Below are 12806 nucleotides of genomic sequence, written 5' to 3'. Positions count from 1 at the left end.
TCAAAACAAACCTCTTTCAAAACGCTTATTTATGGAAAACTACAACCCTGTACAACAAACGGCTTCGGAAGCTGAAGGTAAGACAGCCGGCATCGTCAGCTATTTTACCATCATCGGCTGGCTGGTAGCTTATTTTGCCATGCACAAAGACAAGAAAACCGATATCGGTAGCTATCAGTTGAGGCAAACCCTGTTATTGCACCTGACTGCCCTGGCCCTTAGCATCATTGTCAATATCCTGGTCTTTTCTATGGCCATTACAGCGATCCTGTATGTGAGCTACCTGCTTAATATCGTGCTGTTTATCTTCTGGATCATCGGTTTTATTGGCGCGGTTAACGGTCAGAAAAAGCCCATACCTGTACTGGGCGAAAAAGCACAAACTACTTTCCCCAGCATCTAAAAAAGAGAAACATACAAACGAGCGTCCCTTCCCGGGACGCTCGTTTTCATTTACCGATGTTTGGGCCGCGCCGGCAACCTAAACGGCAACGATTGAACATTGGAGGCTATAGCCTTTCGCTTTTGCTCCTATCGCAACTGCATGGCTCCGCCGAAACATGCCCCACGTTTCAACTTGATCCGCTTGCAGGTCCAACGGCATTCGCTTGATCCTGCTTTAGCTAAGCATTATATAATCCATGAAATAAGCCAGCCGGAGGTTCCGGCTGGCTTATTGAATTATCAACTGCTCAGGTTATTTAGAACCGCAGCGTAATGCCCAGGTTTACGTCGCTCATATTGTCATAACCGCCTTCGGCGTATACGCCAAACATACGGGTAAAATAGTAGCGGGCGCCCACCTTGAACAACGGCATCACATCAAAGTCGGAGCGGTCGTCGTTGAAATTGCCATTGTAATCGTCATCATAGCTGTAGCTGATATTGCGGAAACCTACACCGGCGCCGGCGTACACATCTAGCTTACGCACAGGGATGAGCTTATTGAAGTGATAATAGCCCATAGCACCCATACTTACAGAGAAAATACGATCGGTATAGCGCCTGTCAGGGCCATACTTGTAACGCGCCGCAGCGCCGGCTACGTAGCCTCCGATGCCTATCTCGTCGGTGATGCCATGCTCATATTTGATATAACCCGGGCCTATACCCAGCCGCCTCTCGTTACCGCCCCAGTAATCGAAGCCGGTACCCGAATTGTTGGGAAAGCCAAAACCGAAAGAAAGTAAGCTGGAACGGCGATCAAAGGAACCGCTGTTACGGCTTTTGTAGGATGTCTTGTAAAAAGCCCTTGCATTTTGGGCTTGTGCTGCCGTGAAGGCGAGCATACCTGCTGAAAACAGCAACGCCAGGGTCAAGATCTTCTTTTTCATAAATAATTCATTTGGTAAAGAACCGCAAAGGTCTTCCGAAAGTTTCAGACATACTATGAAGGAAAAGCTAAAAATTAAACCCTTACTCCTTATTCTTATGGGTTTAAGCCAAAAACGGCCCGGTAAGGTGGCCGGGCTGTTTACGCATGCTGTAAAGGGGAAAGGGGGAAAGATAAAGGCCTATAATCCACTCAGCACATCATTGATCTTAAACGGGCTCAGGTCGAAATATTTCTCGTCGGCCGACGGTTTCAATTCAACAAGATCGCGTTGCATTTCGGGCTTTCCCTTTTTATCGTAAAGAATGGAGCGTACCATAAATCCGTTGATCATATCCTTATATTCGGGATGGTCGGGAAATTTATAGCTGCTGAGACGGGCGCCCAGCATATAGTTGCCGCTCAGGTCCAGCTTCACTTCGGTAGATACCCAGGCATCCATGGTGGCAAAGTGCGGGTTATCGGGATACGTATAGATAAACTTACGGCAGTTATAGCCGTTAATCGTTTGCCGCTCTTCGGTGGCCTTCCAGGAGGCTTTGTCGTCGCTGCGGCTGCGTTCGGCTTCCTTCTGCGCACCTTTTTCGATCATCTTCTGCATATTGATCAAGGGCATTTTCATTGCAGAGCCGTCGCGTACCATCACCATATAATTGGCTTTGTCCGCATAGTTGAAGACCATCCACATCTCATCCTTTTCACCTTCACGCATCACCATGCATTCACCAGTTTTGCCGAAGACGATCTTATCCTTTGTCGTGGTCTTTACATCACCTTTTTTATTGAACTGTTTGCTCTCAAAAGCTATCGTCGCCTGTACTTTGTTGTTGGGATCTTTATAACGTTTGTCATTTTCATAGGTGACCTTTGCAATCTCCTCTTTGCCTTTTTTACGTTGGGGATCGCCATATTTTTGTTCCATGCTCTTTTCGATACCTCTTTTTACGGCCGACGGCTGTGCGGAGGAGATCAGGGGCAGGTAAAGGAGGGCGGCCAACAGAAAGGCCATACCCGTACGGGTTCGGGAATTCATAGGGTTTAGGGGATTGATGGGTTTAAGAAAAACAAGGATCAGTTGAGCCCCAGGCGCTGAATGTTCTCTACTGCGAAGCGTACCAGCACGGCGGTATTGCGGGCGCCGATCTTGGCCAGCATGTTCTGACGATGCGTATCGACCGTGCGGCAGCTCACATAGAGCAGGCCTGCGATTTCGCTGTTAGTGTACCCGTTAATGATCAATCCTAAAATTTCTCGCTCGCGGCGGGAAAGGAGACCGGCCGCTTTTTCTGCGCCGATGCAGGGCATGAAGGAGGGCTGCATGTTCATGGGTTAAATTTGAGGGTTTAAGGTATAGGTTTGCGTGACGCCTGGACTATCCTGCGCAGGAAGACAGATCAAAGAAAACGGCCAATGGACATGTAAAGGAAGCGGAGCCGGATAAGGACGGTCTGTTCGCTTTCATAGCCAGCCGGGTTAATTTCTTTTCACAATCCAAAGATGCGCCTTATGTGTTCCCTTTTCCAAAAAAAATCGACGAACGTCATGCAAAAATCGACGAAGGGAAAAAGAAACGATCTACATTTGGTTTTACCTTCTCCGGCAAAGACATATGAATTTAAGAGAAGCCATACTGGAAGAGCACTCCCGGCAGCAAGTTTCCCGGATCGTGCAATGGATTGGTGCAAACACCGGCAGGATCGCCGCGCTGATCGATATCTTCTGCCACGACGAATACAGGGTGGTGCAACGTGCCGCCTGGATCGTAAGCGATGTAGCACGTCAGCATCCGGAACTGATGCTACCGCATATCCCGGCCCTGGTACAACGGCTTGAAGACGACAATACACACATCGCCGTCAAAAGGAATGTTTACCGGGTAATGCAATACCTGGAGCTGCCCGAAGCCGTACATGCTCCGCTCATGAACAGTTGCTTCGATTCACTGGCCAACCCCCGGGAGGCGCTTGCCGTAAGGGCCTTTGCTATGAGCATCCTGGCAAGGCTTGCTCTGGTTTATCCCGAAATTGGTCATGAGCTGAAGCTGCTTATCGAAGATAACCTGTTGCAGGAACCTGCGCCAAGCTTCAAAAGCCGTGCCAGGAAGGTGCTTCAGCAATTGGAGAAGCACATTCGTTAATCGCTTTTATCAAAAGAACAACAGGCCGTTCTGCCGGGATGAGTGATATATTCAATACCTTTACCGGTGAAATAGCAGCCATGAAAACTCCTGAACAGCAGAAAGATACTTTCCTCGCAAAAAGCGAGGTAAAAGCGCATGACCTGGACCATAAGCGGAAGATCATTTTCAATATCGATCGCTACAATGCCGCCGTAGTGAAGGGTAAGGCCCAGTTTTCGGCTTTGGATACGGCGCGCAAGCAGGCCAAAAACACCAAGTGGCGGGCGATAGAGCAGTTGGACAAACACCTGGAGCTGTTTGAAAAAAACTTTACCGAACGTGGCGGCAAGGTGATATGGGCCGAGGATAAAGAAGATGCCCTGAATGCGATTCTCGCCATTTGCCGCGATAAGAATACCCGCACCGTAGTGAAATCGAAATCGATGGTCACGGAAGAGCTGCATCTGAACGACTTCCTGGCCGCTAACGAGATAGAGTCGCTTGAAACCGACCTGGGCGAATACATACAACAACTGGATGGAGAGCCGCCTTATCACATTGTGACACCGGCAATGCACAAGAGTAAGGAAGATATTGCCCAGCTTTTCCACGAGAAACTCGGCGCGCCCCCGGGCCTAAGCCCATCTGAACTGACGCTGATAGCAAGAGAAAAGCTACGCCACAAATACACCGAGGCTGAAGTAGGCATTACCGGTGGTAATTTCCTGATCGCCGATACCGGCGCGGTATGTGTTACCGAAAACGAAGGCAACGGCCGGTTGTCGACGGCTTTCCCGCAAACGCACATTGCTATCGTGGGCATTGAAAAAGTGCTGCCTTCGCTGCAGGACCTTGCACTCTTCTGGCCGCTGCTGGCCACCTACGGTACCGGCCAGACGCTCACCGCTTACAATTCGGTCTTTTGCGGACCAAGGCAGGCAGGCGAAACCGATGGCCCGCGCGAGATGTATGTGATCTTGCTAGACAATGGCCGCACCAACCTGTTGCGTAAGGAAGTACGGGAATCGATGTACTGCATTCGTTGCGGCTCCTGCCTCAATGCCTGCCCGGTATACAAAAACATAGGCGGGCATTCTTACGGCAGCACCTATAGCGGCCCTATAGGATCGGTCATTACCCCGCACCTGAGCGGGATGGCCGAATTTGGCCACCTCAGCTATGCATCCAGCCTTTGCGGTGGCTGTACGGAGGCGTGTCCGGTCAAGATCAATATTCACGAAATGCTGCTGGAGAATCGCCATATTTATACGGAAGAGAAATATGGTGGTCTGACGGAAAAATTTGCCTGGCGCCTGTTTAAGAGAGGCGTACTGCACCGCGGCCTGATGAACAGCGCCAGCGGAAGAATGAAGAATTTTGTATTTGAGAAAGCCCTGCGCAGTGCCTGGGGCGACCGGAGAGATAAAATAGTATTTGCCCCCAAATCCTTTAACCAGCTCTGGAAAGAGCGCAAAAAGGCCTGAACGTTCCTTTAAATAAGCTATTTTTGTTACAAGGCCCAAATTGATACTGAATGAATTTACGTCCGACCCTGCGCGAAAAAGGTGAACCGCATACTTCCGCATTGAACGATATCCTGTTTATCCTGCTATTCTTTTTCCTTATCATCGCCACGCTGGCCAATCCCAATGTGATCCGTATGGCGATTCCGAAAGCCAATAAGGATACCAAGGCCAAGCAAACGGTAGTGGTATCGATCAATGCCGGGAACCAGTATTTCGTAGGCACCAGGCAGGTGGCGCCCGAAGCCCTGCAAGGAGCTATCGCCGAGATGCTGGCCAAGTCGCCCGATGCCGAAAAGACCGTTGTGATCAATGCCGACAGCACCGGCGCCATCTATAACCTGGCAGCAGTGCTAAGAGCCACACAGGCACTGAAAGTAAAAGCGGTAATGGCCGTCAATAAAGAAAAATAACGTTATTTACATATCCCGTTGTACCATCCCGCCTTTATGGCGGGATTTCTTTTTTAACCCCTTCAGTATAATTGCCAGATTGCTCCATGTCATTTTTTACATTTATAAAAAAGGGGGAAATGCTTAAGAAAGAAAAAATGTTATTCATTGGTTAACTACCAAAGACGATTAGTGGTTTTACGGGCTGGTTCTTTGTCTTAGTGCTGTCTGCAGATGAATTCAATTAAATTAAAGCAAGTCCTTTCCGGAGAGGGCCCCGCTATCCTTAAACAATCGATACGATGTTTCAATCCGAGTTTTTAGACAGCTCTTTTCATGAACTTTACGAATCGGCAAAAAAAGCACATACCGTGTATCATACGGCCGAACCATTCCCCTACATCTGTATAGACAATTTTTTCAAGCCGGAGCGCTTAAAGCAGGTCTTACAGGAATTCCCCGACATGCAAAAGGACAATGATATCCGGTACAAAAACGTAAATGAAGATAAATATGCTTCCCGCAGCGAATCCCGGTTTGGCGAGGTTACCCGCAGGTATGTTCACTTTTTGAACTCACAGCCTTTCCTGGCTTACCTCAGCCACCTTACCGGTATTGAAGGCCTGCTGCCCGATCCCTATTTCTGGGGTGGCGGCTTTCATCAGATCAAATCCGGTGGTTTTCTCAAGATCCACGCCGACTTCAACCGGCACCCGTATCTGAACCTGGATCGCAGGCTCAATCTCCTGGTATATCTCAATGAAGACTGGGACGAAAGCTATGGCGGGCATTTTGAGCTTTGGGATAAAAAAATGAGGGGTTGCGTGGTAAAGCTATTGCCGCTGTTCAACCGGATGGTGGTCTTCAACACGACAAACGATTCCTATCATGGCCATCCCGATCCCCTTGCCTGCCCTGAAGGCCGCAGCCGCAAGTCGCTCGCTCTTTATTACTATACCAATGGCCGGCCGGCCAATGAAATAGGAATGTCCAGGATGGCTACCGACTTCTGTGGCCGCGAGGGATTGGACAGCAGGCATATGAAGCATTATAACAAAATGATCCAGCTGGTATCGGCTATTACACCGCCTATACTGTTCAAGTACTATAAAAAATACATGAATAAGTAGTGGGGGGCTGCCTTCCCTGCAATTGTTTAGATGACCGTGATGCAGCCGGGCTAAAGATAGCGCTCCTCCAGAATAAGCCGGTGATGCTTGAGATGGCCTACAATAATGTATAATAAAGCCCTTACGCTTACGGTATGCCCTGAAGCGGTTCCGGATCTTTGCAGTGTTTCTTCGGAAAAGGTTTCAAAAAGAAAAAGATTGCTACGTCGTATCAGCTCCAATTCTTCCAGGAGGGAGGTAATGTCCCTGTCCTTAAAATGGGCGTTTGCCACAAAGGCATCCTCATCAAAACCGGGAAGCGGGGCATCGTCCATCCGGGCAATACGCAAGGCTCTGTAGGCCATAATGCGCTCTGTATCGAGCAGGTGCCCCAGCACTTCTTTTATGGTCCACTTTCCCGGCGCATAGGCGTAATCGCCCTTTTCTTTGGGTATACCGTTGATAAAGGCGGTAAATGAGGCCGGCTGCTCCCTCAGCTCATCCATGATATCGCCGGTCACCATTTTGATGTAACGGCCGTAGTAGGGAGCATATTCGTTTTCGGCAGGTTGCATGCAGATAAGGATTTTAGATGTACACAAAGATAGCGTGGGTGTCCATCCAAAAATCAGATTTGCGCAAAAGGCTTTGTTATCGGGCTTTGTCCTTTCAGCTATTTTGTTATTTTTGTCGCGCTTAAAACAACATTTCCCCGCTCATGAACTTCAGGAAAGTCAACAACATCACCGGCTGGGTGGTATTTGTGATCGCCTATGTCACCTATTTGCTTACTATGGAGGCGACCGCCAGCCTTTGGGATTGCGGCGAGTTCCTGTCTACCGCTTACCGGCTGCAAGTAGGCCACTCTCCCGGTGCACCTTTGTTCATGATGCTGGGCCGCCTCTTCGGTGTGGTCGCTCCCAGCCCCGATAAGGTAGCGATCTTCATTAACTCGATGAGCGCGCTGATGAGCGCCTTCACCATACTGTTCCTCTTCTGGACCATTACCCATTTTGCGCGTAAGCTGGTGTGGAAAGAGGGCGAGCAGCCTGGCCAGGGTAGTCTTATCGCCATTATGGGCGCCGGCATTGTAGGGGCGCTGGCTTACGCCTTCTCCGATACCTTCTGGTTCTCGGCAGTAGAGGCGGAAGTATACGCTACTTCATCATTCTTTACAGCCATTGTATTCTGGGCGGTACTGAAATGGGAAGAGTCGGCCGACTCACCACATGCCGACCGCTGGCTCGTATTGATCTTTTACCTCACAGGCCTGTCCATCGGCGTCCATCTGCTGAACCTGCTGACCCTCCCGGCCATTGTGATGGTTTATTACTTCAAACGTTATAAATCCACCGTTCCCGGCGGTATCATCGCTTTTGTTATCGGCTGTGCCATCCTGGGTTTTGTTCAGTTTGGCGTGATCCAGTATGTTCCCATCTTCGCATCCTGGTTTGAGCTGCTGTTCGTCAATTCCTTCGGCATGCCTTTCAATTCCGGTGCGATCATCTTCCTTGTTTTCATTGCGGCATTGATCGGTTGGCTCGTGGTATGGTCCAAGAAGAAAGGACATTACCTGCTGCACCTCGGTGTGCTCTGTATCGCCTTTACCATTATCGGCTATTCCAGCTATATCAGCATCGTCGTACGCTCCAAAGCCGATGTGCCTATCGATATGGGCAATCCCGACAACGTGATGACGCTGATCCCCTACCTGCAGCGCGATCAATACGGTGAAATGCCCCTGGTATCGGGACCGGACTTCGACTCCCGGGTAGTCAATGTAGACGAAGGCCGGGCGATTTACGCCCCCGTAACCAAAGATGGCAAGCAAAGCTATGAGCTGGTGGACCACAAGCCGAAATACGAATATGATCATACCCGTCTCTTCCCGAGGATACACGATTGCCTCGATCCCGGGCATGTAAGCTTTTACAGAGGCTACCTGGGTCTTGGTCAGGACGATGCGCCCTCGGCGCTGGACAACCAGAAGTTTTTCTGGGGCTACCAGGTCAACTGGATGTACTGGCGTTATATCATGTGGAACTATGCCGGACGGCAAAACGACATGGAGGGCCAGGGCGAGGCGCATAACGGCAACTGGATATCGGGGATCAAATTTGTCGATAAGATAGCGGGCCGCGGCGATATAGACCTCATGACCGATGCCTACCGGAACAACAAAGCCAGGAACCAGCTGTACCTGCTGCCGCTGGCACTGGGCATCATAGGCCTGGTATACCAGTTCAACCGCAACAAGAAAGAAGGGACCATAGTAGCGTTGCTCTTCTTCTTTACCGGTCTGGCCATTGTGATCTACCTGAACAATACGCCCATGCAGCCCAGGGAAAGGGACTATACCTATGCCGGCTCCACTTACGCCTTTGCCATATGGATCGGCCTGGGTGTGCTCATGGTCACCGATTGGTTCCGCAAATTCCTCAAAGGCAGCACCCCAGCGCTTGCCGCAACGGCAATATGCCTGTTGGCTGTACCTGTGCTGATGGCTGCCCAGGAATGGGACGATCACGACCGTTCGGAAAAGACCATTGCACGCGATCATGCCTATAACATGCTCATGAGCTGCGATAAGAACGCCATCCTCATTACCTATGGCGACAACGATACTTACCCGCTGTGGTATCTGCAGGAAATTGAAGGCGTCCGTACCGATGTGCGTATTATCAACTATAACCTGCTGGGTACCGACTGGCAGAATGAGCAGCTGACCTTTAAGGTGAACGATGCCGACGCCCTGCCGGTGATCTGGAAGCCGGAAGATTACCGTGGTGGCAAGCTGAACTATATTCCCTACTATGAGGATAAGCGCCTTCCCGCCAACCGCTATTTTGACCTTGAAGAGGTGATCCACTTTTTCACCTCTCCCAAGAATACGATGCCCAACAATCCAGATGTGAGCTACCTGCCCACGAAGAATCTCTCTGTGAAGCTCGACAAAAATGCGCTGATCAAAAGCGGGCTGGTACCGGCGGCCGATTCGGCCAATATCCCGGCTGAAATGCAGTTTACCTTCAACGATAATGCTGCACGCCGCGCCGACCTGGCATTGATGAACATCATCGCCGGCCAGGCCAAAACCGGTTGGACGCGTCCTCTTTATATGACCGACGGTACACCCAATCTTGGCCTGGACGCCTATTTCCAATCGGAAGGTGGCCTGCGCAAGCTGGTTCCGGTGGTGAAGCAAAGCCCTGTCGCAGGTATGGCGCCGTTCACGGACCTGGACAAGAACATCAAGCTGCAAACCGAAGTGTTCACTATGGGTAAAGCCGGTAAGAACAATGTTTATTACGATGAGAAAAATCGCCTGATCTTCCTGGTATACCGTCAGAATGCGGCAGAGCTGGCCTTTGCGCTGGTGGCCCAGAACAGGAAAGCCGATGCCGTTAAGGTGCTGGACAACTATATGAAAAAAGTGTCTGAGACCTCCATGCCTTTCGATGTGCTGCTTTACGATCGAAGTATCATGTACCTGGTAGACGCTTATTACCGTTCGGGCGCTATGGACAAAGCCCGGAAAGTAGCCAACAAAATGGTGAAGAACATCAGCGACGAGGTTAAATACTTCCATTCCCTGAGCGACAATATGCAGTCGGGGACCGATCTTTATATTGTGCAGCAGAACCTCGTGGCGTTGAATTACCTGGTCAATGCCGCCGGACAGAGCAATGATACCGAGTCGGCTAAGAAGTGGGGGCAAACGCTGACAGGGCTCAGCGCCGGTATCCCGATGCCACAGCAACGTTAAATTTCGAAAAACAAATTCCAAAGGGTAAATTCCAAAGGGTAAATTCCAAAGGGCAAATTCCAAGGAACAAATTCAAAAAAAGCAAGGCGCTCACCGTAAGGAGGAGCGCTTTACTTTTTATACCCGGATGACCTTATGCCGTCATAGCGCATTTAACGCCTTGTCATTGTGTAATTTCAGCAGCCATGCGTTTACTTTACCAATAATCCTTATTTTTGTAGTAACTTAGGTATAAAGCGGCGAAAAAAATCAAAGGATTGCTGCTTTTGCCTCTTGAAAAGCGGCTTCTGCATCGTTGATTACGCGGGGTGGCATTTCCTGACTAATTTATCCTACAATGGACACAGAACCCGTCTCGATACTGAAAATACTCTTTACCCTTTTCCTTGTTCTTTTAAACGGTTTTTTCGTTGCAGCAGAATTTGCCATCGTAAAAGTCCGCTCCTCCCAGATCGAAGTCCGCACCGGCCTCAACAAAAGCCTGTCGGCAGCAGCCAAATCCATTGTCAGCAATCTTGATGCCTACCTGGCGGCCACACAGCTGGGCATTACGCTCGCGAGCCTTGGCCTGGGCTGGGTAGGAGAAGAGGTGATGACCCATATGATCCGCAGGTCGTTCCAGGTATTCAATATTGCTATCGCTGAAAAGACGGCCCAAAACGTTTCCATCCCTGTTGCCTTTGGTATCATTACTATTTTACATATCGTTTTTGGCGAGCTGGCTCCCAAATCACTGGCCATACGCTATCCTACCAGGACCACTTTTTTTGTTGCCCTGCCCCTCAAAGTCTTTTATTTTGTCGGAAGACCCTTTATCTGGGTCCTTAATGGCCTGGCCAACCTGATCCTGCGCATACTGGGCATTAAGCCGATCCACGGCTCCGAAATACACTCGGAAGAGGAGCTGAAGGTGATCATATCGGAAAGCCACGAAGGCGGCGCCATCGAAGAAACGGAGCGTGCGCTGATCCAGAATGTATTTGAGTTCGACGACCGCCGGGTAAGTAATATCCAGACCCTGCGTAAAAACATCTCCGCGATCGAGATCAGCATGAATATGAAAGAGGCGATCGACTTTGCTATACAGGAGGGCTATAGCCGCTACCCCGTATACGACGATTCGCTGGACAATATCAAGGGGGTGCTGTATACTAAAGATATGATCAAGCATCTCTTCAATAAACCCGAAGAGAAAAGTATTGAGCCTTTGCTGCGAAAGGCCAATTTCATTTCGGAAAGCGCCAAGATCAAGAATGTGCTGAAGGAATTCCAGCAAAAGCATATCCAGATGGCCATCGTGACCAACGAGATCGGTGAGCTTACAGGTATTATCTCTATGGAGGATATACTGGAAGAGCTGGTAGGCGAGATACAGGACGAATATGATAACGAAAAGCCGATCGTGGAAAAGACCGGCGAGCATACCTATCTTATCAACGCCCATTATACCCTGTCGGATATCAATAAGTATATACCGTTCCGGCTGGAAGAGGGCGAACACTTCGAAACCCTCGCGGGGCTGATCAATGAGGTGAATGAGGACAAAGAGCTGCAGGAAGGAGAGAGAATAGACATCGACAAGTACGAAGCGGTAATTGTGAAAATGTACCGCAACTCCGTAGAAACCGTACAGCTTAAAGTAAAAGAAGAATATATTGAAAATAAGAACTGGCCTTAAGCCGGCATAAACAGTAGATTAAGTGAATTACAGGACCAACGAAGAAATAGAAATCCAGAGACACAGCGCGCTGATGGTGAGCGCAACCCTGACCGAGGTAACTAAAATACTAAAACCCGGCCTCAGGACTATCGACATCGATAAGATGGCCGAAACCTTCATCCGCGATAATGGCGGTATTCCATCTTTCAAAAATTACGGCGATCCCCGCAATCCCTACCCTTACGCACTTTGCATTTCGGTGAACGAGGCAGTGGTACATGGCTTCCCCAGCGACTATGAGCTGAAGGACGGTGATATCGTTTCTATCGATTGTGGCTTCTACAAGAACGGCTTCCATGGCGACCATGCTTATACTTTCGCCATCGGCGAGGTAAGGCAGGAAGTGCTGGATCTCATCAGGGTAACGAAGGAGTCGCTTTACCTCGGTATTGCCCAGGCGATCACGGGCAACCGTACGGGCGACATCGCTTTTGCGATAGAGAACCATACCAACCGCAAGCATGGCTACGGCGTGGTACGGGAGCTGGTAGGTCACGGTGTCGGCCGCGATATGCACGAAGATCCACAGGTGCCTAACTACGGCAAAAGGGGATCGGGCAAGCGCCTGCAGGAAAACCAGGTGCTGGCTATTGAACCAATGATCAACCTGGGCACCCGCCATATCTATACTGCCGATGATGGCTGGACCATTGTGACCGAAGATGGGCTTCCTTCCGTGCATTTCGAACATGATGTTTGTGTTAAGAAAGGCAAGCCGGATATCCTTTCGGATTATAGTCCGATCGAAAAGGCGGAGAAGGCGAACAGCAATCTGAATTCGAGCTATTATACTTTGTAAATGAAAGAGAAGTCAAGTTTTTGAAACTTGACTTCTCTTTTACAC

At 49.7% G+C, this 12806-nt stretch carries 12 protein-coding genes; 8 read left to right on the top strand and 4 right to left on the bottom strand.

Annotated elements, in window-relative coordinates; translation table 11 throughout:
• The first annotated feature begins 31 nt into the window (after nucleotides 1-31).
• On the top strand, nucleotides 32-403 hold the full coding sequence (locus DZK30_RS01570) for a hypothetical protein (RefSeq protein WP_118972327.1): 372 nt from the start codon (nucleotides 32-34) through the stop codon (nucleotides 401-403).
• 298 nt (nucleotides 404-701) lie between these two features.
• Here the strand turns inward: DZK30_RS01570 and DZK30_RS01565 are convergent, their stop codons facing one another.
• The 3 genes from DZK30_RS01565 to DZK30_RS01555 all read right to left on the bottom strand — a co-directional run bounded on the left by DZK30_RS01565 (nucleotide 702) and on the right by DZK30_RS01555 (nucleotide 2653).
• Entirely contained in the window at nucleotides 702-1334 is a 633-nt protein-coding gene (locus DZK30_RS01565) for a hypothetical protein (RefSeq protein ID WP_118972326.1), read from the bottom strand.
• A 180-nt stretch (nucleotides 1335-1514) separates the two neighbouring features.
• Entirely contained in the window at nucleotides 1515-2366 is an 852-nt protein-coding gene (locus DZK30_RS01560; protein ID WP_118972325.1) for a DUF4412 domain-containing protein, read from the bottom strand.
• Between the two features lie 38 nt (nucleotides 2367-2404).
• The gene (locus tag DZK30_RS01555; protein WP_240432835.1) at nucleotides 2405-2653 is read right to left on the bottom strand and encodes a helix-turn-helix domain-containing protein; all 249 of its coding nucleotides are present in this window, start codon (nucleotides 2651-2653) and stop codon (nucleotides 2405-2407) included.
• A gap of 289 nt (nucleotides 2654-2942) precedes the next feature.
• On the opposite strand from DZK30_RS01555, the gene DZK30_RS01550 reads away from it, so the two are divergent.
• The 4 genes from DZK30_RS01550 (at nucleotide 2943) to DZK30_RS01535 (ending at nucleotide 6497) form a co-directional block, all read left to right on the top strand.
• Nucleotides 2943-3470 (top strand): hypothetical protein, encoded by a 528-nt coding sequence (locus DZK30_RS01550; protein WP_118972323.1) that lies wholly within the window; start codon nucleotides 2943-2945, stop codon nucleotides 3468-3470.
• Between the two features lie 80 nt (nucleotides 3471-3550).
• Complete coding sequence (locus DZK30_RS01545; RefSeq protein ID WP_118973364.1) at nucleotides 3551-4936, top strand: LutB/LldF family L-lactate oxidation iron-sulfur protein; 1386 nt, start codon at nucleotides 3551-3553, stop codon at nucleotides 4934-4936.
• 50 nt (nucleotides 4937-4986) lie between these two features.
• Nucleotides 4987-5388 carry an ExbD/TolR family protein gene (locus DZK30_RS01540; RefSeq protein WP_118972322.1) on the top strand — a complete coding sequence of 134 codons (402 nt, stop codon included), beginning with the start codon at nucleotides 4987-4989 and terminating at the stop codon, nucleotides 5386-5388.
• A 281-nt stretch (nucleotides 5389-5669) separates the two neighbouring features.
• Nucleotides 5670-6497 carry a 2OG-Fe(II) oxygenase gene (locus DZK30_RS01535; RefSeq protein ID WP_118972321.1) on the top strand — a complete coding sequence of 276 codons (828 nt, stop codon included), beginning with the start codon at nucleotides 5670-5672 and terminating at the stop codon, nucleotides 6495-6497.
• 50 nt (nucleotides 6498-6547) lie between these two features.
• Here the strand turns inward: DZK30_RS01535 and DZK30_RS01530 are convergent, their stop codons facing one another.
• Nucleotides 6548-7051 (bottom strand): DinB family protein, encoded by a 504-nt coding sequence (locus tag DZK30_RS01530; RefSeq protein ID WP_118972320.1) that lies wholly within the window; start codon nucleotides 7049-7051, stop codon nucleotides 6548-6550.
• A 143-nt stretch (nucleotides 7052-7194) separates the two neighbouring features.
• On the opposite strand from DZK30_RS01530, the gene DZK30_RS01525 reads away from it, so the two are divergent.
• The 3 genes from DZK30_RS01525 (at nucleotide 7195) to map (ending at nucleotide 12761) form a co-directional block, all read left to right on the top strand.
• Nucleotides 7195-10242, top strand: a complete 3048-nt coding sequence (locus DZK30_RS01525) for a glycosyltransferase family 117 protein (protein ID WP_118972319.1) — start codon at nucleotides 7195-7197, stop codon at nucleotides 10240-10242.
• 337 nt (nucleotides 10243-10579) lie between these two features.
• The gene (locus DZK30_RS01520) at nucleotides 10580-11920 is read left to right on the top strand and encodes a hemolysin family protein (RefSeq protein ID WP_118972318.1); all 1341 of its coding nucleotides are present in this window, start codon (nucleotides 10580-10582) and stop codon (nucleotides 11918-11920) included.
• A 22-nt stretch (nucleotides 11921-11942) separates the two neighbouring features.
• Nucleotides 11943-12761, top strand: a complete 819-nt coding sequence (map, locus tag DZK30_RS01515; protein ID WP_240432834.1) for a type I methionyl aminopeptidase — start codon at nucleotides 11943-11945, stop codon at nucleotides 12759-12761.
• Nucleotides 12762-12806 lie beyond the last annotated feature (45 nt).

Source organism: Taibaiella koreensis, from assembly GCF_003545715.1.
Classification (GTDB): Bacteria; Bacteroidota; Bacteroidia; order Chitinophagales; family Chitinophagaceae; genus Taibaiella; species Taibaiella koreensis.
This window is presented reverse-complemented; position numbering and strand designations above follow the sequence as displayed.

Coding starts and splice junctions, on each gene's coding strand:
- DZK30_RS01570 (WP_118972327.1), top strand. CDS start 32: ATGGAAAACTACAACCCTGTACAACAAACGGCTTCGGAAGCTGAAGGT.
- DZK30_RS01565 (WP_118972326.1), bottom strand. CDS start 1,334: ATGAAAAAGAAGATCTTGACCCTGGCGTTGCTGTTTTCAGCAGGTATG.
- DZK30_RS01560 (WP_118972325.1), bottom strand. CDS start 2,366: ATGAATTCCCGAACCCGTACGGGTATGGCCTTTCTGTTGGCCGCCCTC.
- DZK30_RS01555 (WP_240432835.1), bottom strand. CDS start 2,653: ATGCAGCCCTCCTTCATGCCCTGCATCGGCGCAGAAAAAGCGGCCGGT.
- DZK30_RS01550 (WP_118972323.1), top strand. CDS start 2,943: ATGAATTTAAGAGAAGCCATACTGGAAGAGCACTCCCGGCAGCAAGTT.
- DZK30_RS01545 (WP_118973364.1), top strand. CDS start 3,551: ATGAAAACTCCTGAACAGCAGAAAGATACTTTCCTCGCAAAAAGCGAG.
- DZK30_RS01540 (WP_118972322.1), top strand. CDS start 4,987: ATGAATTTACGTCCGACCCTGCGCGAAAAAGGTGAACCGCATACTTCC.
- DZK30_RS01535 (WP_118972321.1), top strand. CDS start 5,670: ATGTTTCAATCCGAGTTTTTAGACAGCTCTTTTCATGAACTTTACGAA.
- DZK30_RS01530 (WP_118972320.1), bottom strand. CDS start 7,051: ATGCAACCTGCCGAAAACGAATATGCTCCCTACTACGGCCGTTACATC.
- DZK30_RS01525 (WP_118972319.1), top strand. CDS start 7,195: ATGAACTTCAGGAAAGTCAACAACATCACCGGCTGGGTGGTATTTGTG.
- DZK30_RS01520 (WP_118972318.1), top strand. CDS start 10,580: ATGGACACAGAACCCGTCTCGATACTGAAAATACTCTTTACCCTTTTC.